Annotated in this window: 17 protein-coding genes; 6 read left to right on the top strand and 11 right to left on the bottom strand. The window is 70.1% G+C overall.

Annotation, left to right across the window (positions count from 1 at the left end):
- Positions 1 to 537, top strand: coding sequence for a uridine kinase (locus RE421_RS10225; protein ID WP_309809379.1), 537 nt, complete (start codon positions 1 to 3; stop codon positions 535 to 537).
- Here RE421_RS10225 and RE421_RS10220 read toward each other — a convergent pair.
- The 7 genes from RE421_RS10220 to nrdH all read right to left on the bottom strand — a co-directional run bounded on the left by RE421_RS10220 (position 534) and on the right by nrdH (position 9,367).
- Positions 534 to 1,313, bottom strand: coding sequence for a lipoyl protein ligase domain-containing protein (locus tag RE421_RS10220; RefSeq protein ID WP_309809377.1), 780 nt, complete (start codon positions 1,311 to 1,313; stop codon positions 534 to 536). The two genes, RE421_RS10225 and RE421_RS10220, sit on opposite strands and share 4 nt — an antisense overlap.
- Positions 1,306 to 2,181 (bottom strand): thioesterase family protein, encoded by an 876-nt coding sequence (locus RE421_RS10215; protein ID WP_309809375.1) that lies wholly within the window; start codon positions 2,179 to 2,181, stop codon positions 1,306 to 1,308. The genes RE421_RS10220 and RE421_RS10215 overlap by 8 nt, the downstream gene beginning before the upstream one ends.
- Positions 2,182 to 2,219: 38 nt before the next feature.
- Positions 2,220 to 5,168 carry an S-layer homology domain-containing protein gene (locus RE421_RS10210; RefSeq protein WP_309809374.1) on the bottom strand — a complete coding sequence of 983 codons (2,949 nt, stop codon included), beginning with the start codon at positions 5,166 to 5,168 and terminating at the stop codon, positions 2,220 to 2,222.
- A 266-nt stretch (positions 5,169 to 5,434) separates the two neighbouring features.
- A complete protein-coding gene (gene nrdF, locus RE421_RS10205) occupies positions 5,435 to 6,412 on the bottom strand; it encodes a class 1b ribonucleoside-diphosphate reductase subunit beta (protein ID WP_309809373.1) in 978 nt (325 codons plus the stop codon).
- A gap of 60 nt (positions 6,413 to 6,472) precedes the next feature.
- Positions 6,473 to 8,641 (bottom strand): class 1b ribonucleoside-diphosphate reductase subunit alpha, encoded by a 2,169-nt coding sequence (gene nrdE / locus RE421_RS10200; protein WP_309809371.1) that lies wholly within the window; start codon positions 8,639 to 8,641, stop codon positions 6,473 to 6,475.
- Positions 8,638 to 9,108: a class Ib ribonucleoside-diphosphate reductase assembly flavoprotein NrdI gene (nrdI, locus tag RE421_RS10195; RefSeq protein WP_309809369.1), complete on the bottom strand. Its 471-nt coding sequence runs from the start codon at positions 9,106 to 9,108 to the stop codon at positions 8,638 to 8,640. Before nrdI ends, nrdE begins: the two co-directional genes overlap by 4 nt.
- Positions 9,109 to 9,124: 16 nt before the next feature.
- Positions 9,125 to 9,367, bottom strand: coding sequence for a glutaredoxin-like protein NrdH (gene nrdH / locus RE421_RS10190; protein WP_309809367.1), 243 nt, complete (start codon positions 9,365 to 9,367; stop codon positions 9,125 to 9,127).
- Positions 9,368 to 9,902: 535 nt separating this feature from the next.
- Here nrdH and RE421_RS10185 point away from each other — a divergent pair.
- Positions 9,903 to 10,277, top strand: a complete 375-nt coding sequence (locus tag RE421_RS10185) for an AraC family ligand binding domain-containing protein (RefSeq protein WP_309809364.1) — start codon at positions 9,903 to 9,905, stop codon at positions 10,275 to 10,277.
- Between the two features lie 21 nt (positions 10,278 to 10,298).
- Here the strand turns inward: RE421_RS10185 and RE421_RS10180 are convergent, their stop codons facing one another.
- Positions 10,299 to 11,798 carry an NAD(P)/FAD-dependent oxidoreductase gene (locus RE421_RS10180; protein WP_309809362.1) on the bottom strand — a complete coding sequence of 500 codons (1,500 nt, stop codon included), beginning with the start codon at positions 11,796 to 11,798 and terminating at the stop codon, positions 10,299 to 10,301.
- Between the two features lie 72 nt (positions 11,799 to 11,870).
- On the opposite strand from RE421_RS10180, the gene poxB reads away from it, so the two are divergent.
- Together poxB and RE421_RS10170 are read left to right on the top strand one after the other, a co-directional pair.
- A complete protein-coding gene (poxB, locus tag RE421_RS10175; protein ID WP_309809360.1) occupies positions 11,871 to 13,592 on the top strand; it encodes a ubiquinone-dependent pyruvate dehydrogenase in 1,722 nt (573 codons plus the stop codon).
- A 19-nt stretch (positions 13,593 to 13,611) separates the two neighbouring features.
- The gene (locus RE421_RS10170; protein ID WP_309809357.1) at positions 13,612 to 13,863 is read left to right on the top strand and encodes an NINE protein; all 252 of its coding nucleotides are present in this window, start codon (positions 13,612 to 13,614) and stop codon (positions 13,861 to 13,863) included.
- Between the two features lie 22 nt (positions 13,864 to 13,885).
- On the opposite strand, the gene RE421_RS10165 is transcribed toward RE421_RS10170, so the two are convergent.
- Positions 13,886 to 15,622 (bottom strand): thiamine pyrophosphate-binding protein, encoded by a 1,737-nt coding sequence (locus tag RE421_RS10165; protein ID WP_309809355.1) that lies wholly within the window; start codon positions 15,620 to 15,622, stop codon positions 13,886 to 13,888.
- Positions 15,623 to 15,705: 83 nt separating this feature from the next.
- Here RE421_RS10165 and RE421_RS10160 point away from each other — a divergent pair, with 83 nt between their 5' ends.
- A complete protein-coding gene (locus tag RE421_RS10160) occupies positions 15,706 to 16,506 on the top strand; it encodes a cyclase family protein (RefSeq protein WP_309809353.1) in 801 nt (266 codons plus the stop codon).
- 21 nt (positions 16,507 to 16,527) lie between these two features.
- On the opposite strand, the gene RE421_RS10155 is transcribed toward RE421_RS10160, so the two are convergent.
- Entirely contained in the window at positions 16,528 to 17,274 is a 747-nt protein-coding gene (locus RE421_RS10155; protein WP_309809351.1) for an IclR family transcriptional regulator, read from the bottom strand.
- A 99-nt stretch (positions 17,275 to 17,373) separates the two neighbouring features.
- On the opposite strand from RE421_RS10155, the gene RE421_RS10150 reads away from it, so the two are divergent.
- Positions 17,374 to 18,693 (top strand): aromatic acid/H+ symport family MFS transporter, encoded by a 1,320-nt coding sequence (locus tag RE421_RS10150; RefSeq protein WP_309809349.1) that lies wholly within the window; start codon positions 17,374 to 17,376, stop codon positions 18,691 to 18,693.
- 22 nt (positions 18,694 to 18,715) lie between these two features.
- Here the strand turns inward: RE421_RS10150 and RE421_RS10145 are convergent, their stop codons facing one another.
- The gene (locus tag RE421_RS10145) at positions 18,716 to 19,762 is read right to left on the bottom strand and encodes a zinc-binding dehydrogenase (protein ID WP_309809347.1); all 1,047 of its coding nucleotides are present in this window, start codon (positions 19,760 to 19,762) and stop codon (positions 18,716 to 18,718) included.
- Between the last annotated feature and the right edge of the window lie 74 nt (positions 19,763 to 19,836).

Below are 19,836 nucleotides of genomic sequence, written 5' to 3'. Positions count from 1 at the left end.
TTGTTGGATTCCTTCTACCGGGAGATCGCCGAGGACAGCACCCCCGAGGGGCCCGTGCTGCCCCGCACCGTCTACGGCGAGATCGACTGGGATGACCCACTCACCTGGAACCTGAACGCCGCGGTGGACGCCATCGTCGAGCTCTTGGAGACCGGCCGCACCCGGGTCCCGGACTACTCCATCGCCACGTCGTCGATCACCGGCCACGAGGAGCTCGAGCTGGCCGGCGGACCCATCGTGGCCGAGGGCATCTTCGCCGCCGAGCTCCCCCGCGCCCTGTCCCAGCTCGGCCTGCGGCCGGGCACAGACTTCCAGGCCTGGTACATCGACCAGCACCGGCTCCCGACGGCGGCGCGCCGGTTCGCGCGCGACGTCGCCGAGCGCCGGAAGCCGGTTCCCTTCCTCGTCCAACGGGGGTGGTCCCTGATGCGTCAGGACCGCCAGATCCGCGAGCACTACCTGGGCGCCGGATTCGTCCCTGTGCCCAAGCCCGAGCTGCATCGACGGCTCGGCGGGCGCTACCGACGAGGCGGCTAACCGGCCCGGACGCCCGGCGGGACGGCTTCCACCAGGCTGGCCCAGGACCGATCCACCAGTGACCCGTGCGCCGCCGCATAGGCAGCCCGCAGCCGGTCGGCAGAGGACTCCACGGTGATCTCCGGAACGGCGTCCGTGGCCGCCCCGGCCGTGCCAGGGTCCCAGTCCAGGCCCAGGGCGCGGTAGACGTCCACCAGGACCTCGCGGATCGGTTCCGGGTGCTCCACGACGATGGAGGAGGAGAACAGCCACGCGCCCTTCACCACCCGTTGCGCGGTGCCCACCAGCTTCACCGGACCGCGCGGGGTCCCGTCGGCGAGCGGAGGCAGCGGCGTGTGCACCGAGAACTCGCCGGCGCAGTACTCCCCGGGGATCTCCCCGACGGCGGCCGGCACCTGCGCGTCCCGGAAGACCTGGGCGAACAGCTCCCCGAAACCGGCGAACCGGTCCCGGAACCCCTGCATCGCGTCCGCGTCGGGCTCAAGGTGGTCGACCACCAGGGAGCCGTGATGGTAGGCGGCGGCCCGGCCGCCCGCGCGGCGGACCACCGGTTCGAAGCCGTGGTCCAGGCACGCCTGCCACGCCCGCTCGAACCCGTCCTGCCGCACGTCGCGCTGGCCGAACGCCACGGTGGGACGGGGCCGGTAGATCCTGACGAGGGGGCGCGTGAGCACGCCGGACTGCACGGCCCGCAGCAGGGTAATCCCATAGTCCAGGTCGGCCGCCGCGCCCAGCGACTCGTGCTGTCCGACCCAGTCCATTCCTGGCTCAGTCATGGCCGGAGGGGATCCTCCGGACGGTCTGGATCTGCTCCGACCGTCCGAAGGCACCGCGCTCGTCATGGAGGACGGCCGAGGTCACCCCGATCCCGTCCTCGCCCAGGTTCGAGGTGGTCGCATACCCCAGCCACGGGCCCACGGGCTCGCGGTACAGGTGGACCTGCAGGTCCACATTGGGGAAGGCGAAGCCGCCGGGACCGTTGGGCAGGACGGCGGCCACGCCGTTGGCGGTGTCCACCATGCCCATGAGCCTGACCAGGTCGACGGTCTCCTCGCCGGCGATCATGTCCACCGCGGTGGTGCTCCAGCAGCGACCGTGGCCGGCCGAGTGATCCCCGGCGACCCGCATCTGCAATGACCGGATATAACCCCCCGGCCACCGCTCGCCCATCACCGGGTAAGGCTCACACTCCTCCCGCGGGGTCAGGTCAGCGTCATGGGTGACGGCCACGTCGGAGGTGTCCGCGGTGAGCAGCCGCCACGCCCGGGCGATCAGCACATCCCGGCCCCGGGCGGCCAGGGTGGACTCCACCAGCTCGATCGTGCGGCCGGGACGCACGGTGCGGGTCGTGACCGTCAGCGGACCGAAGTGCAGCGTCCCGAGGATCTCGAAGGAGAGCCGGGCGAGGCGCAGCTCCGGGCGCGGCTCATGCGCCAGGATCTCCGCGGTCATGAGGCCGGAGACCGGAGCCATGTGCAGCTCGTCGTCGCGCCAGACGCCCTGGGCGTGGACCACCGAGTCGAACTCGGCAGTCCGCACGCCCGCCTCCGCCCGGGCCGGCGCGGTGCGCTGGAAGTTGGCGCCGACGTCGTGCCCGGCCTCTGACAGGTGGCCCGCCTCACCGGCCGTGGTGCTGGAAGTCATGGCTCCCATCCTGCCAGAAGCGCCCGGCCCCACCGCCCCTACTTGTTCAGGTGGTAGCGGTGCAGGAGGAGGGCCGCTTCACCCCGGGTGATGCGCTGGCCGGAACGGTAGGTCCCGTCCGCATACCCGGTGGACAGCTTCTGAGACTTCATCCAGGCGATGGCCGCGTGATGGGAGCTCTTGGTGCTCACATCCGAGAAGGCCTGCTTGGACGGCACGCTGAACCGCGGCTTCACGGCCCGGTAGAGGAACGAGGCGAACTCGCCGCGCGTCACGCTCTGCGAGACCCCGAATCCCCCGCCGATGTAGCCCTGGGCCACACCGTTGCGCGCGGCCCAGCTGATCGGCTCGAAGAAGGTGCTCCCCTTCGCGACGTCGCCGAAGGGCGCCTTGGACGGGACCGAGAAGCTCGGATCCAGGTACCGGTACAGGAAGGCCACCGACTCACCGCGGCTGATGTCGCGGTACAGGCCGAAGGTGTTGTCCTTCTCGTAACCGTGGGTCAGGCCGGACCACTGCATCCACTCCACGGCGTTGAAGGCCGTCTGCGAGCTGTTCACGTCCCCGAAGGAGGCCTGGCAGCGCGCGTTGTCCAGGGCGACGTCCTGGCTCTGGCCGGGGCGGGTCAACGCGACCGAGGAGTAGGTCACGGTGGCGTTGTTCTGCAGCTCCAGGCGCACATTGGACCCGGCGCCCAGGGGCACCGCGCAGACGGTGGACCCGCCGGCGCGGATCTTCATCCGGCCGGCGAACTTCCCGTCCCGTTCCACCCGGATGTCTGCGGTCCCGGAGGCGACGGTGGCCGTCACGACGACCCGGTCCGCCTGGCCGGCGCCCTCGATGCGGATGGCCTCGGGCTTGGTATCGGCCTGGATGCCGCCATTGGACCTCGTCGTGCCGTTGCCGAAGTAGACGTCGCCATCGTCCCAGCTCAGGGGGGCGGTGTGCTGACCGAGGTACGTCTGCGGGCCGGCCACGCCGTTGCGGACCGCCCGGACGGCGTACTGCGCGGTCTCGCCCGGGGCATTGGTCAGCAGGTAGTTGGTGGCCGTGCCGGTCTTGCCGGCGATCCACTGCTGGCTGGAGATCGAGCCGCCGCCCTGCGGCACGGCGCGGTACATGATCTGGTACTCGTCTGCTCCGGGGACCGCGTTCCAGTAGGCATGGGCCTGTGTGCCCGTGCCCGTCAGCCGGTAGGGGTTGGACGGCAGGCTCGGCTGCCCCGGTGCCTGGTTCTGCTCGGCGTTGGCGACCATGCGATCCACGTTCCTGCGGATGGTCGGCAGCTGGGCGTCCAGGTACCGGCCCGGGCAGGCGGTCATGTTGGTGACCTTGTGCCCGAGGATGGTCGGGACGGTGACCGTGGTCCCGCTCGACCAGCGCGCCGTGCCCTTGCCGCTCTGCGTCAGGCGGGTGTTGGCGGTGGGGTCCACGTCATAGCGGTGGGCCTGCCAGGCCAGGACGCGCTCGATGGCGCGGACCATGGCGGCCGGAGCCGAGGCCACGTCATAGTTGCCCATGGCGGAGACGCCGATGGTGTCCGTGTTGAACCCGCCGGCCTGCGCGCCCACAACCGGGGCGTCGATGGAGCCGCGGCGGCCCTGGTAGATCTTGCCGTACTTGTCCACGAGGAACTGGTAACCGATGTCGCCCCAGGCCAGGTTGACCGCGTGATACGTGAAGATGCCGCGGATCTGGGCGTAGGCGCCGGAGGCCGAGTAGTTGTTCGAGCCGGCCGTGTGGTGGACGTACATCGCCTTGAGGTCCTTGGACGGGGTGCCCCAGTCGTTGACGACGGACTCGTTGGCGCCCCACTGTGCGCGGGTGATGATCGCGGGCTTCAGGGCATTGCTACCGGTCGAGGCCGTGGTGGCCTGCGCGGTACCCGTGATCAGGCCCTGCTGCGCGTGGACGGCGGGGACGAACTCCGCGCCGGCGGGCGCGCTGCTCGTGGAGGCCGCGGCCGCCTCCGTGGGCTCCGGAGTGGACAGCCCGGCCTGACCCTCGATCTGCTGCAGGGCCGGGGACGCCGGCGAGGCCGGCTCGAGCTTGCCGTCGGTGTCCGCCGTTCCCGGGTCGATCAGGTCCAGCTTGAGCCCAGACGGGTTCTCGCCGTCCACGGTGGTGACGCGGACCTGGATGGCGTCGGCGCCGCTGGAGATGAGCGGCTCGGTGCCCACGCGGTCGGCGTTCGGCATCTCGTCGCCCGAGTGGATCTCCATGCTGTTCCAGTCGGTCCACTCGGCGTTCTCCCGCACGCGGAGGGAGACCTCGGTGACCTGACCGGCGTCCTCGATGTCCCACGTGACACCGGCCACGATGAAGTCCATGGTCTCCACCGGCTGCGTCAGGGTGGCGATCTTCTCAACCTCCACGTCCTGCGTGGCGGAGAGCGCGTTGTCCATGACGGTGTCGGTCAGCTCCTCGGCCTCCTCGGCCGCGGGGGCGTCGAGGGTGGCGGGGTCGGCCTGGGCCTTCTCCTGCAGGTCCTGGATCACGACGTCGGAGGGCTGGGATGCGCTGTCCGCGGGCTTCTGCGCGGTGACGGCGGATGCGCCGGCCGGCTCCGTCAGGGACATCAGCGCGGCGTCAGCCTCTTCGGCCTCGTCAGTCCCTTCGACTCCTTCGGCCTCCTCAGTGGGGGCCTGCTTCTGCTCCGCCTCGGGCTCCTGGTCCGCCTCGGGCGCTTCCGGCAGGTCCTGCGCGTCGGGGAGAACCTCGGGAAGGGCCTCGGCGTCGATACCACCCAGACTCAGGGATTCCTCCTGTGCCCCCTTGACCTCGGAGGCCTCCTGACCCGTGGCGACGGCCGGGTCCGCGGCCGGCTCGCCGGCGGGATGCTCGGCGGTGGTGGAGGCCACCGGGATGCCAGCGGTGTCCGGCACCACGGGCATGGCCGTGGCGGGCAGGACCGTGGTGGCGGTCAGGGCGAGGGCCAGGGCAGTGGCTGCGCCGGTCCTCAGGGCAGGGTGGAGCGTCCGCGACATATCAGTTTTTCCCTCAAGTGGTGCACAGCGGTGGAAGCCGACGTGGAATCTCCCCTCCACGCCCTGGCAAGGTTATCAAGCCTTTATGGAGTTGTAATTACTTTGGTCCCCTGAGACTCGGCTTTCACACAGAGTTCATATCGGCGTAGGCCCTGAAGTGACCTCAGGCGATGGCTGACGCAAAGGGACACCGGACCCACCCCACGGGGTGGATCCGGTGTCCCTATGCGAGCCGCCGGCGGGCGGCGGTCAGTATTGCTGCGCCGTCAGAAGTCCCAGTCCTCGTCCTCGGTGTTCTCGGCCTTGCCGATCACGTAGGACGAGCCCGAGCCGGAGAAGAAGTCGTGGTTCTCGTCCGCGTTCGGGGACAGGGCCGAGAGGATGGCCGGGTTCACGTCCGTCACGGTGGACGGGAACATCCCCTCGTAGCCGAGATTCATCAGGGCCTTGTTGGCGTTGTAGTGGAGGAACTTCTTGACGTCCTCGGCCAGGCCGACGGAGTCGTAGAGGTCATGGGTGTACTGGACCTCGTTCTCGTACAGCTCGAACAGCAACTCAAAGGTGTAGTCCTTGAGTTCCTGCTGACGCTCAGCAGTCTGGGTCTCCACGCCCCGCTGGAACTTGTAGCCGATGTAGTAGCCGTGCACGGCCTCGTCGCGGATGATCAGCCGGATCAGGTCCGCGGTGTTCGTCAGCTTGGCGCGGGAGGACCAGTACATCGGCAGGTAGAAGCCCGAGTAGAAGAGGAAGGACTCCAGGATGGTGGAGGCCACCTTCTTCTTCAGCGGATCGTCCCCGTGGTAGTAGTCCAGGATGATCTGGGCCTTCTTCTGCAGGTTCGTGTTCTCACGGGACCAGCGGAAGGCGTCGTCGATCTGCTTGGTGTTGGACAGCGTGGAGAAGATCGAGGAGTAGCTCTTGGCGTGCACCGACTCCATGAAGGCGATGTTGGTGTACACCGCCTCCTCGTGGGTGGTCAGCGAGTCCGGGATGAGCGAGACGGCGCCCACGGTGCCCTGGATGGTGTCCAGCAGGGTCAGGCCCGTGAACACGCGCATGGTCAGCGTCTTCTCGTCCTCGGTCAGCGTGGCCCAGGACTGGATGTCATTGGACAGCGGCACCTTCTCCGGCAGCCAGAAGTTGGAGGTCAGGCGGTTCCAGACCTCCACATCCTTCTCGTCCTGGATGCGGTTCCAGTTGATTGCCTCGACGGTCTCGAGGGTCTTGACAGCGTCGGCCATCATCGGGGTTAAGTCCTCACTTCAAGGGGTGCAGTGCTGTGGGTGAATCAGTGGGGCGGGGCGTCAGAGCATGCAGCTGACGCAACCCTCTACCTCAGTGCCCTCCAGCGCGAGCTGGCGCAGACGGATGTAGTAGATGGTCTTGATGCCCTTGCGCCAGGCGTAGATCTGGGCCCGGTTCAGGTCACGGGTGGTGGCCGTGTCCTTGAAGAACAGGGTCAGGGACAGGCCCTGGTCCACGTGCTGGGTGGCTGCCGCGTAGGTGTCGATGACCTTCTCGTAGCCGATCTCGTACGCGTCGTCGTAGTACTCGAGGTTCTCGTTCGTCAGGTAGGGGGCCGGGTAGTAGACGCGCCCCAGCTTGCCCTCCTTGCGGATCTCGATCTTCGAGGCGACCGGGTGGATCGAGGAGGTCGAGTTGTTGATGTAGGAGATCGAGCCGGTCGGCGGCACGGCCTGCAGGTTCTGGTTGAAGATGCCGTGCTCCATCACGGAGGCCTTCAGCTCCCGCCAGTCGGCCTGCGTGGGGATGGACACGTTGGACCCCGCGAACAGCTCGGCGACCTTCGGCGTGGCCGGCTCCCAGACCTGCTCGGTGTACTTGTCGAAGAACGCGCCGGAGGCGTACGCCGAATCCTCGAAGCCCCCGAACCGCTCACCGGTCTGGATCGAGATGCGGTTGGAGGCCCGCAGCGCGTGGAACAGCACGGTGTAGAAGTACATGTTCGTGAAGTCGATGCCCTCCTCCGAGCCGTAGTGGACCCGCTCGCGGGCCAGGTAGCCGTGCAGGTTCATCTGGCCCAGGCCGATGGCGTGGGAGGTGTTGTTGCCCTTGACGATCGAGGGCACCGAGGTGATCTCGGACATGGTGGACACCGCGGTGAGCGCCCGGATGGCGGTCTCGATGGACTTGCCGAAGTCCGGCGAGTCCATGGTCTTGGCGATGTTCATGGAACCGAGGTTGCAGGAGATGTCCTTGCCGACGGTCTCGTAGGACAGGTCTTCGTTGAACTCGGAGGCCTCGGAGACCTGGAGGATCTCGGAGCACAGGTTGGACATGGTGATCCGGCCCTTGATCGGGTTGGCCCGGTTCACGGTGTCCTCGAACACGATGTACGGGTAGCCGGACTCGAACTGGATCTCAGCGAGGGTCTGGAAGAACTCGCGGGCGTTGATCTTGGTCTTCTTGATCCGCGCGTCGTCGACCATCTCGTAGTACTTCTCCGTCACCGAGATCTCGGTGAACGGCTTGCCGTAGACGCGCTGCACGTCATACGGGCTGAAGAGGTACATGTCCTCGTTCGTCTTGGCCAGCTCGAAGGTGATGTCCGGGATGACGACGCCCAGGGACAGGGTCTTGATGCGGACCTTCTCGTCCGCGTTCTCCCGCTTGGTGTCCAGGAACCGGTAGATGTCCGGGTGGTGGGCGTGCAGGTAGACGGCGCCGGCCCCCTGGCGGGCACCCAGCTGGTTGGCGTAGGAGAAGGAGTCCTCCAGCAGCTTCATCACGGGGATGACACCGGAGGACTGGTTCTCGATCTGCTTGATCGGGGCGCCGTGCTCGCGGATGTTGGTCAGGGACAGGGCCACGCCGCCGCCGCGCTTGGACAGCTGCAGGGAGGAGTTGATGCTGCGCGCGATCGACTCCATGTTGTCCTCGATGCGCAGCAGGAAGCAGGAGACGAGCTCGCCGCGCTGGGCCTTGCCGGCGTTGAGGAAGGTGGGGGTGGCGGGCTGGAAACGGCCACCGACCATCTCCTCGACGAGCTCGAGGGCCAGCTGCTCGTCGCCCTGGGCCAGGTGCAGGGCGACCATGCAGACGCGGTCCTCGTAGCGCTCCAGGTAGCGCTTGCCGTCGAAGGTCTTCAGCGCGTAGGAGGTGTAGAACTTGAACGCGCCGAGGAAGGTCGGGAACCGGAACTTGAGCTGGTAGGCGTGGTCCCACAGGGACGTCCGGAACTCGGCAGAGTACTGCTGGAGTGTCTCGGCCTCGTAGTAGTCATGCTCCACGAGGTAGGTCAGCTTCTCGTCCAGGTCATGGAAGAAGACCGTGTTGTTGTTGACGTGCTCCAGGAAGTACTGGCGCGCGGCGGCACGGTCGGCCTCGAACTGGATCTTGCCGTCCGCGCCGTAGAGGTTCAGCATGGCGTTCAGCTCGTGGTAGCCGAGGTTCTGCCACGCCGCCGGCAGCTCCTTGGCCGAGCGGTTCATGTCCTGATCGGTGACTGTCATCCCCAAAACCTTTCCAATCCTTCGCGCACCGCCGTGACGTCCTCCGGCGTGCCCATGAGTTCGAATCTGTACATCAGGGGCACTGCGCACTTGCGTGCGACGATGTCCCCGGCGAGGCAGTAGGCCTCGTGGAAGTTCGTGTTCCCCGCCGCGATGACGCCCCGGATCAGCGTCCGGTTCGACTCGACGTTGAGGAATTTGATGACCTGCTTCGGGACGGCCCCCCGGCCGTCTCCCCCGCCATAGGTGGGCAGGGCGAGGACGAAGGGTTCCGTGGCCAGGAGGGTCGGCTCCTTGGTGATCAGCGGCAGCCGCGCCGTCTCCTGCTCCGGGTAGCCCAGCTTGGAGACGAACCGGTGCGTGTAGCCGGAGGCCGAGGAGAAGTAGATCAGTCGGGCGGCCGTGTGCTGCGGGGCTCCGGGCCCCGCAGCATCCACTGGCCTGCGCTCACTGACCACGCTCGTCATGATGACCTCGGGTACCTCAGGCCACCGAGGCTGCGGCGGTGGCCAGCTCCTCGATCTTGTCCGGGCGGAAGCCGGACCAGTGCTCGGCACCGGCCATCACGACCGGGGCCTGCATGTACCCCAGGGCGCGCACGCGCTCGAGGGCGTCGACGTCCTGGGACATGTCCACGGTCTCGTAGGCGATGCCCTTCTTGTCCAGCGCACGGTAGGTGGCGTTGCACTGCACGCACGCCGGCTTGGAGTAAACGGTGACGGTCATGGTCTCTCCCCTGTCCTCGGTGACCGCCTCCGGGGAAGCCGGTCCGGCGGGCATATCTGGTCTGTGGTCTGTTGTTCTCGAGTCGTGGCCCCGAAGGGCACTGCCGGCCTGCCCAGCAGGTCCCGAAGCAGTGGATCCGAGCCAGTCCGGCACCATCGGCACACCCAAGCGCCGCGATCCGAACTACTGACATCAATACTACATCTAGTGGTGACGGTAGGGAACAACCACAAGATCCTGTCTTACATGTTTGTCATTAGTTTCCCCCAGTCCATCCACAGGGCGTGTGGATGAACACGTGGTGAACCGTTCGCCCGGAACGGCGGAAACACGGCGATCGTCGGTTGCGCCGCAGGAAACGTCCACAGGGTGTGGATGTCCGCGCCCACGGTTGTGCACAGATTCCCGGGCCGCGGATCCACGGCGTGTCACCGGGTCGGGGCGGCGTGTCGGGACCCGGACTACCCTCAGGGGCAGCACCCGAACCAGTACAGGCCAGCACCAGCACCAGCACAGACCACCCCAGGAGGCCCCCATGCCCACTCCCCACCGGCTCGTCAACACCCGGGAGCTGATCGCGGGCTCCGGGCCGGCCGCGCCGGGTGCCGCCTGGAGACTGGAGGAGCCGGTCCGGGACCTCGATTCGAACGTCATCGCCCTGCCGGCCGGGGACGGGATCCAGACCCACCATGGCCCCGGCCTCGACGTCCTCATCCACGTCCTCGACGGCTCGGGCACCCTGGGCACCGAGGACGGCGACCTCCCTCTGAGGCCCGGCGACCTGCTCTGGATGCCCCGGGGCACCCTGCGCTCCTTCACCGCCGGGGCGGACGGACTCGTCTACCTCACCGTGCACCAGCGGAAGCCGGGGCTGCAGCTGCAGCCGCGCCGCCCGGACGCGATGCGCTGAGGCACGGCGCCCGAGCGGTCCTCAGGCCTCCGTGCCCAGCTGCCCGAGGGCGTCCCCGATGGCCCGGTGCAGGGTGGGGTACGCCCACGGGATCCGCGCCAGCTCGGCCACCGGGACCCGGGCGTGCACCGCCACGGTCAGGGCACCGAGGATCTCCCCGGCCTGGGGGCCCACCACGCTGGCGCCGACAAGCACCTGCGCGGTGCACTCCCCACCTCCCGCCTCGCCGACCGGTACACCCTCCGGCCCACCACCCCGTGCCACGAGGGTGAGGTGCCCGGAGACCTCGTCGATCCAGCCGCGGCTGGAGGACGCGAGGTCCACCCGCGCGACCCGCACCGTGTCCCGGCCCGCGGTCGCCTCCCCGGCGCCGTCCCGTGCGCCGTCACCTGCGCCGTCCCGCGCCGCGCGCTCGGAGAGCCCGACGGCGGCCACCTCCGGATCGGTGTAGGTCACCCGGGGCACGGCGTCCCGCGGGAAGGGACGGGCGTCGCCCTGGCCCAGCAGCTGGCCCGCCACCACCGCCGCCTGGGCCATGGAGGTGTGCGTGAAGGGCCCGGCGCCGGTCATGTCACCGACGGCGAAGCGGCCCGCCACCGGTTCCCCCGCCCCGTCCAGGACGCGGCACCAGTCGTCCACCCGCACGTCGTCCCGCGGCGACCGTCCGGTGGCCAGCAGCACCCGGTCCACGGTGATCCGATCCCCCGTGGACAGTTCCAGGTCCACGGGACCGGCCGGCGTCGGCAGCCCGTGGTTCGCCTCGTAGCGGGACACCTCACCGGACACCACCCCCGTGATCTCCGTGCCGGTCCGCACCTCGATCCCGTCGTCCCGGAACCGGCCGGCCACCAGCTGGCCGGCCTCCTCGGTCTCGCCCGGGAGCAGCCTGTCGCCGCGGATGAGCATCGTGACGCGGACCCCGAAGCCGGCCAGGGCCTGGGCCAGTTCGCACCCCAGCGGTCCGCCGCCCACCACCGCCAGGGACGCGGGCAGCTCCTCCGCCGTGACGACGTCCCGGTGCGTCCACGCCACGGCCTCGGGCAGGCCGGGCACCGGGATCCGCACCGCCTCGGATCCCGTGTTCAGCACCACCGCCCGTCGGGCGGTCCAGGCCTGGGGCGGGCCGCCGTCGTCCGGGGTGACGGTCACCCCGGTTCCGTCCGGAGCCGGGGCACCCCCCGGGCCGCCGGAGACCTCCGCGCGCCCGCGCACGAACCTGGCGCCCGTGCCGGTCAGCCGTTCCACGGCCACCGCGTCGTCCCAGTCGTCGGTGGCCTCCTCGCGGATGCGCCGGGCCACCCGCGGCCAGGAGGCGCCCGGCCTCCGGGACTCGTGCAGCATCATCTTGGACGGGATGCAGCCGTAGTAGGGGCACTCTCCGCCCACCAGATGAGTCTCCACGGCCAGGACCGACCATCCGCCGCGCGCCAGCCGGGAGGCCACCTCCTCCCCGCCGGGTCCGAGGCCGATCACGATGGCGTCGACGGTGTGGTCGTTCGCGGGGGTGTCTTGAAGAGTCATGTCCCCACCGTCCCATCACGGGGACGCTCCCCACTATGGTTCCGGCGCGGTGACTGTGCCTACGGTAGAGGCATGGTCACCGTTGCCGAGAACCTCATCCAGACGCTGTCCCTCAACGGCGTGCAGCGCATCTACGGCGTCCCGGGGGATTCCCTCAATGCCGTCACGGAATCCCTGCGCACCCACCCCGAGATCGAGTGGGTGCATGTGCGCCACGAGGAGACCGCGGCGTTCGCGGCCGGGGCGGAGGCGGAGATGACCGGCGAGCTCGCCGTCTGCGCCGGCAGCTGCGGACCCGGCAACCTGCACCTGATCAACGGGCTCTATGACGCCAACCGCAGCCGGGTCCCCGTGCTGGCGATCGCCGCGCACATCCCCACGGAGGAGATCGGCACCACCTACTTCCAGGAGACCCACCCGCAGGAGCTGTTCCGCGAGTGCTCCGTCTACGTGGAGTACGTGGCCGACCCGAAGCAGATGCCGCGACTGCTGGAGGTGGCGATGCGCACCGCGATCGAGCAGCGCGGCGTGGCGGTCCTGGTCATCCCGGGCGACGTCGCCTCGGCCGCCGCCCAGAGCGAACGGCGCACGATCGTGCGCAGGACGCGCTCCGCCGTCGTGCCCCTGCCGGACCAGCTCCAGGAGGCGGCCGCGGCGCTCAACGCGGCCCGGAGCGTGACCATCCTGGGCGGCGCCGGCACCGCCGGGGCCCACGCCGAGGTGATGCAGCTCGCCGAGACGCTCAGCGCGCCGGTGGTGCACGCCCTGCGCGGCAAGGAACACCTCGAGTATGACAATCCCCACGACGTCGGGATGACCGGCCTGCTCGGCTTCGCCAGCGGGTACAAGGCCATGTGCGAGGCGGACGCCATCCTCATGCTGGGCACCGACTTCCCGTACCCGCAGTTCTACCCGGACGATGCCACGGTGATCCAGGTGGACCTGCGCGGAGAGCACATCGGCCGGCGACACCCCGTGGACCTCGCGCTGGTGGGCGGGGTGCGGGAGACGGCCGCCGCCCTGGTGCCGTTGCTGCGCCAGAAGAAGGACAAGCACCTCAGGGACGCGCGGAAGCACTACGCCAAGACCCGGGAGACGCTGGACGACCTCGCGACCCCGTCGCGCAAGGGTGCCGCCGTGCACCCCCAGTACCTGGCACGCCGGATCAGCGCGCTCGCCGCGCAGGACGCGGTGTTCGTGCCGGACGTCGGCTCTCCCGTGGTCTATGCCGCCCGGTATCTCGAGATGAACGGACGACGCCGGCTGCTCGGCTCGTTCTCCCACGGTTCCATGGCGAACGCGGTCCCCCAGGCGATCGGGGTGCTGGCCCAGGACCGCGGCCGGCAGACGGTCACGTTGTCCGGCGACGGCGGGCTGACCATGCTGCTGGGGGACCTGATCACCCTGGTGCAGATGGACCTGCCGGCCAAGATGGTGGTGTTCAACAACTCGTCGCTGAACTTCGTGGAGCTGGAGATGAAGGCCGCCGGACAGCTGCCCTTCGCCACCAGCCTCGAGAACCCGAACTTCGCCACTCTCGCGCAGGCGATGGGCATCAAGGGGATCCGGGTGGAGGACTCGCGGGACGTGGATGCGGCCCTGACCGAGGCGTTCGCCCACGACGGCCCGGCACTCGTGGACGTGGTCACCGACCCGCAGGAACTCACCATCCCGCCGGCCATCCAGCTCGAGCAGGCCAAGGGTTTCGCCCTGTACTCGCTGCGCACCGTGCTCTCGGGACGCGGCGACGAGCTGTTCGACCTCGCCAAGACCAATCTGCGGCAGTTGTTCTAGGGAGGATTAGGGTGGGCCCGTGGCCCACGCACCGAGGAACCTGCTGCTCACGTACCTGCTGTGCCTGCTGCTCGGGCTGCTGGGAGCCCACAAGTGGTATCTGGGGCACTACCGGGCCGGTGCCGTCTACCTCATCCTGACGGTCACCGGGACGGCCAGCGCCTCCTGGGGCATCGGGTTCGTCTTCGGAGGGCTCGTGATCCTGCTCTGCCTGATCGACCTGCTCCTGATCCCCGGGCACGTCCGGGTGGCCAACGGCGACCTCAACTGACGAGGCCTGCCGGCCGGCACGCTCAGTGCCCCGCGAACGCCTCGGCGAGCCACCAGGAGCCGCCGTCGGAGGCGATGCGGGCGTCGATGACCAGCGGCACCGATGGACGCCCCGCCCTCCACCGGTCCAGCAGTTCGTCCACCCGGGAGCGCACGGCGTCCAGGTCCGCCACCGAGCGGACCACCACCCCCTCCGCACCGAAGCCGCGGGCCAGGGCGGCGAGGTCCGTGACGGGGAACGTGACGGGCTCGTAGTCGAACTCCTCCGCCTCGAAGTGGTGGACCTCGGCACCGTAGGCGGCGTCGTTGTAGACGATCACCACCAGGGGCAGCCCGAGCCGCACCGCCGTCTCCAGTTCGGCCACGGCCATGAGGAACCCGCCGTCCCCCGTGCCCAGCACCGGCAGCCGGTGCGGCTGGGCCGTGGCGGCACCGATCGCCGTCGCGAGCCCCAGGCCGATCGACTGGAACGCCTGGGTGAGGCAGAACCCGTTCTCGTCGGGCACCCGCAGATAGGCACTCGGGTAGCCCATGAAGTTGCCCGAGTCCACGGCCACCACGCGCTCCTGCGGCAGGATCGCGTCGAGTTCCCTGGACAGCACCCGCGGGTCGATCAGCCCGTTGCCGGAGAGGTCCTCGGTGGGCACGTCGTTCCACCGTGCCTCGGCGGCCAGTCGCCCGGCCATCTCCGGGGTGCGGTAGCCGGCCGAACGGTGGCCGCCGCCGGTCTGCCCTGAACCGGCCATCGCCGCCAGGCCGGCCCCGCTGCCCCGAAGCTCCTGCAGCACGGCCCGGGCGGTCTCGCCGCAGTCCCCCAGCACGCCCAGGTCGATGGGGCGGTTCGCCCCGAGGGACGCGTCCTCCAGGTCCACCTGCACCACCGTGGCCTGCGGGCCGATCAGCCGGCCCTGCTGCATGGTCCACCCGTTCAGGGTGCAGCCCCAGCCCACGATCAGGTCCGCCCCGCGGATGGTCTCGGCCACCAGCGGTGAGGAGAATCCGCCGGAGATCCCCAGGTTGAAGGGGTCGCCCTCGAACAACCCGTGCGCGACGGCGGAGGTCGCCACGAGCGCCCCGCCCGCCTCCGCGAGGGCGGCGAGGTCCGGCCCGGCGCCCCGTCCGCCGCGGCCGGCCACGAACACGGGGCGCTGAGCGCCCCGGATCAGCTCGGCCAGGCGGGTGACCGAGGCGGCACCCGGCCGGACCGGCACCGCAGGGGTGAGGGGGCCGGCGTCGTGCGCCGGTGTGGGTCCGACCGGCTGCGGGGCCGGCGCGGCCTGGAGGTCCGTGGGGAGGGACAGCACCACGGTGCGGCGCTCGTTCACGGCGGTCCGGTAGGCGCGGACCACGTCCGCTACGGCCGAGGCCGGGGAGTGTACGCGCTCGGCCACGGCCCCCACCGACCGGGCCAGCGCGTCCTGGTCGATGCGGAAGTTGGAGCGCACGGCGGAGGCGGCCACATCCGCGGTCAGCACGATCATCGGGGTCCTCGACTTCGCGGCCTCGGCCACCCCGGTGACGGCATTCGTGAAGCCGCAGCCCTGGTGGGTGGAGACGATGCCCACGGTGCCGGACATCCGGGCGTAGGCATCGGCCATGGTGGCCGCTCCCCCTTCATGGCGGGCCGCCGTGAACGGGACGCCGGCGCGGCGCAGCGCGTTGGTGACCACGAAGTTGCCCGAGCCGACCACGCCAAACACGTGCCCGGCGCCCAGGCCGGCCAACGTCTGCCCGACGATCTCTGCCACGGTTGCGGTCATGTTGCCTCCATTGGTCTGACGCGGTCCCCCGTCGTGATGGTATGTCCTGACCACCCGAGGGACTGAACATGAAGGAAGCCGCCATGACCGATGACTCCGCCGGCACCACCGCCTCCCTGGAGGGCCTGCTCACCGCACTGGCCACGGGCGAGGTGGAGGTCGTCGACCTGACCAACCCGCTCAGCAGCCAGACCCCCGCCCTGCGGCTGCCGGAGCCGTTCGCCAACCTCATCGACTTCTCGCTGGAGACGGTCAGCGAGTACGACGCGCCGGGCCCCTACTGGAAGCACGCCAACATCCACACCGGGGAACACATCGGCACCCACCTCGATGCACCGATCCACTGGATCTCCGGCCGGGACGGGGACGACGTCTCGCAGATCCCGGTGCAGCGGCTGATCGGCCCTGCCGTGGTGCTGGACTTCTCCGCGGAGGCGGCGGCCGATCCGGCCTTCCTGCTGGAGATCGAGCACGTCACGGCGTGGGAGGCCGAGCACGGGCCGCTGCCCGAGGGCGGCTGGGTGCTCTACCGCACCGGCTGGGACCAGTACGCCCAGGACCAGGAGCAGTTCCTCAACACCGACGAGAACGGCTCCCACACCCCGGGCGTCTCCGCCGCCTGCGCCGCGTGGCTGGCCGGCACGGGCATCACGGGCCTCGGCGTGGAGACCGTGGGCATCGACGCCGGCAACGCCGCTGCGCTCGATCCCGCCTTTCCCGTGCACTACCACCTGATGGGCTCGGACAAGTACGGCGTCACCTCGCTGCAGAGCCTCGCCCTGCTCCCGACGCGCGGGGCCGTCCTCATCGTGGCACCGCTGCCGATCGTCGGGGGCACGGGCAGCCCCGCCCGCGTGCTCGCGCTGGTACCGCGCCAAGCCTGAGACGCGGCAGCGGGGCGCCGGTCACCAGTCCGCGGCCACAAACCCGCGCAGGTCGGTCTCCAGCTCGGCCCGGGACCGGAGCAGCTCGGCGACCAGGCCGTCGTCGAGCACCGCTCGGAACCGGTCCCGGGGCACGGAGACCGTCAGGCCGGCCACCGCCGCCCCGGAGCCGTCCCGCACCGCGGTGCCGACGGCCCCGATGCCCTGCTCGGTGATCTCGTCATTGAGCGCCACGCCGCGGGCGCGCACCGCCTCCAGCTCGATCGCCAGCCCGACGTGCTCGCGGGCGTCGAAGGGACTGCCCACGAGTTCGGCGTGCTGGCGGTACAGCCGTTCCACGTCCCCCGGCGCCAGGGCGGCCAACAGCGCCTTGCCACCCGAGGCGCGCGCGGCGGGCAAGGCCACGCCCTGGCGGCTGCCCACGGGGAGCTCGTGTCCACCCTCCACCGAGATCAGGAAGCGCACCTCCGTGCCCGCGCGGACCATGAGGTTGGCCGTCTCCCCCACCCGGCCGGCCAGCATCTCCAGGTGCGGGGCGGCGCGGTGCCGGAGCCCGGCTGTCCAGGGGACGCCGGCCGGGGCCACCCCCAGGGCCGGCCCCGGGACGTACCTGCGGGAGGCGTCCTGCACCGCGTAGCCGCGGTAGACCAGCATGGCCATGAGCCGGTGCGCCGTGGACCCGGAGACCCCGAGCAGCCGCGCGGCCACGCTCAGGCGGACCCGGCCGTAGTCCCGGACCATCTCCATCAGGGCGAGCGCGTGGTCCACCGACTCGACGGGATATCTCGGAGGCTGCCGCAGAGGCACGTTCTTCTGCACACCAGAATGATTTCACGTCCCGGCCGTGCCGCAGTTCACAGTGGTCCTATGACGCAGAGCACCTCCCCGCCGCCGGACCTCCGTCCGCGAGGCCACGGACCCCGACCGATCAGCCGGCGGCAGGCCATCATGGCCGTCGTGGTGTGCTGGCTGCTGGTGGTCTTCGACGGCTATGACCTGATCGTCTTCGGCACCGTCCAGACCTCCCTGAAGGAGGACACCGACTGGGGACTGGACGACGCCTCCCTGGGCGTCCTGGGCTCCATGGCCTTCGTCGGCATGATGATCGGCGCCCTCATGGCCGGACGCATCTCGGATGCGCTCGGCCGGCGGCGCACCATCCTGGCCTGCTCCATCACCTTCTCGGTCTTCACCCTGCTCTGCGCGTTCGCCCCGCAGGCCTGGGTCTTCGGGGCGTTCCGCCTGGTGGCCGGCATCGGGCTGGGCGGGCTGGTGCCCTCTGCGAACGCCATAGTGGCGGAACTGGTGCCGATGCGCTGGCGGTCCTCCATCGCCACGCTGATGATGTCCGGTGTCCCGATCGGCGGCTCCCTCGCGGCCCTGCTCGGGATTCCCATGATCCCGACCTTCGGCTGGCCCTCCATGTTCCTGGTGGCGGCCGTGGCCCTCGTGGTCCTGGTCCCCCTCGGCTTCCGCTACCTGCCGGAGACCCTGCCGTCCGAGACGGAACCGTCCGAGGAGCCGTCAGGCGAGCCGTCAGCGGCGTCGAAGGGTTCGAAGGGTTCGAAGGCCGGCGGCTTCTCCCAGCTGCTCCGCACGCCCTACCTGTTGGCCTCGGCCATGTTCGCCCTCACCACGCTGGCCACGCTGTTCGCCTGGTACGGCCTCGGGACCTGGCTGCCGCGCGCCATGGAGGCCCAGGGATACGACCTCGGGTCCGCCCTGACATTCGCCCTGTCCCTGAACATCGGCGCCGTCCTCGGCTCGATCATCACCGCGTGGGCGGGCGACCGGTTCGGGGCCATCCGTTCCGGCGTCGTGGCCGCGGGGCTGGCCGGCGTGGCGCTGCTGTGCCTGCTGTTCTCCCCGCCCGTGTGGATGGTCTACGTCATCCTCATGGTGGCCGGAGTGGGGACCCACGGCACCCAGTGCCTGATCATCGCCGCCGTGGCCAACCACTATCCGGCCCACCTGCGCGGCACCGCCCTGGGCTGGGCCCTCGGCGTCGGCCGGCTCGGCGCCGTGACCGCCCCGCTGGTGGCCGGATTCCTGCTCAACGGCGGCTACGGCGCCGGCTCGATCTTCGTGGCGTTCGGGGTGGCCGCGCTGGTGGCCGCAGTCCTGCAGGTCGCCATCGTCGCCCAGGGCAACGCCGGCCGCGGCGTGGCGCCGAAGATGCGGGGCTGATCCGGTTCCAGCCCTGGGGAACCTACGGCACCAGCATCACCTTGAGGGCCTCGCGGGCGTCCATGGCGGCGTAGGCGGCCGGCGCCTCGGCCAGGGACATCGAGACGTCGAAGACCCGGCCCGGGGAGATCTCTCCCGAGAGCACCTGCGGGATCGCGCCGTCCAGGTAGCGGCGCACCGGTGCCGTGCCCCCGGTCAGGGTGATGTTGTGCAGGAACAGCGGGCCGCCCAGCGGCGCCTCCTTGAACTGTGGGACTCCCACGCGGGAGATGGTACCGCCGGGACGGATCACGCCCACGGCCTGCTCGAAGGCCGGGCGGTGGCCCACGGCCTCCAGGACCACGTGCGTCCCCGCCCCACCGGTCAGCTCGCGCACGGCGTTGATGCCGTCCTCGCCACGCTCGGCCACGACGTCTGAGGCGCCGAACTCGCGGCCCAGGTCCGTGCGGGCGGTGTGCCGGCCCATGAGGATGATGCGCTCGGCCCCGCGTTGGCGGGAGGCCAGGACCGCTGAGAGTCCGACGGCGCCGTCGCCGATGACGGTCACCGTCGTCCCGGGACCCACCTGGCCCATGGTGGCCGCATGGAGTCCGGTCAGGTAGACGTCTGAGAGGGAGAGCAGTCCGGCCAGCAGCTCCTCCGAGCCGTTGCCCGTCCCGTCGGTGTCCGGCACGGTCACCAGGGTTCCGTCCGCCTGCGGGACCCGGACGTACTCGGCCTGCAGGCCGATGCCGTGGCCGCCGAAGAAGCCGCCGTGCAGGCAGGAGACGTGGAAGCCCTCACGGCAGTGGACACAGGTGTTGTCCTGGAAGGTGAACGAGGAGACCACCAGCTCGCCCCGGCGCAATGAGTTGACCGCGGAACCCGTCTCCTCCACCACGCCGATCACCTCGTGCCCCATGGGGCTGCCGTGGTCCGAGGACTTCATCGAGTGGTACGGGTGCAGGTCCGAGCCGCAGACACAGGACCGCACGGTCCGGATGATCGCGTCCGTGGGTTCGAGGATGGTCGGGTCCGGGACGGTCTCGACCCGGACATCGCCGGCGCCGTACATGAAGGTGGCTTTCATGGTCCTTACGCTACCGGGGCCGGAGAACCGGCCCTGCCCGGGGTCCTCGGGCACGCGCTGGCGCCGGCGACGGT

Source organism: Citricoccus sp. I39-566, from assembly GCF_031432995.1.
In the GTDB taxonomy this organism is placed as follows: Bacteria; Actinomycetota; Actinomycetes; order Actinomycetales; family Micrococcaceae; genus Citricoccus; species Citricoccus nitrophenolicus_A.
The sequence above is the reverse complement of the archived record's forward strand: the minus strand, read 5'-3'. Positions and strand labels throughout refer to the sequence as shown.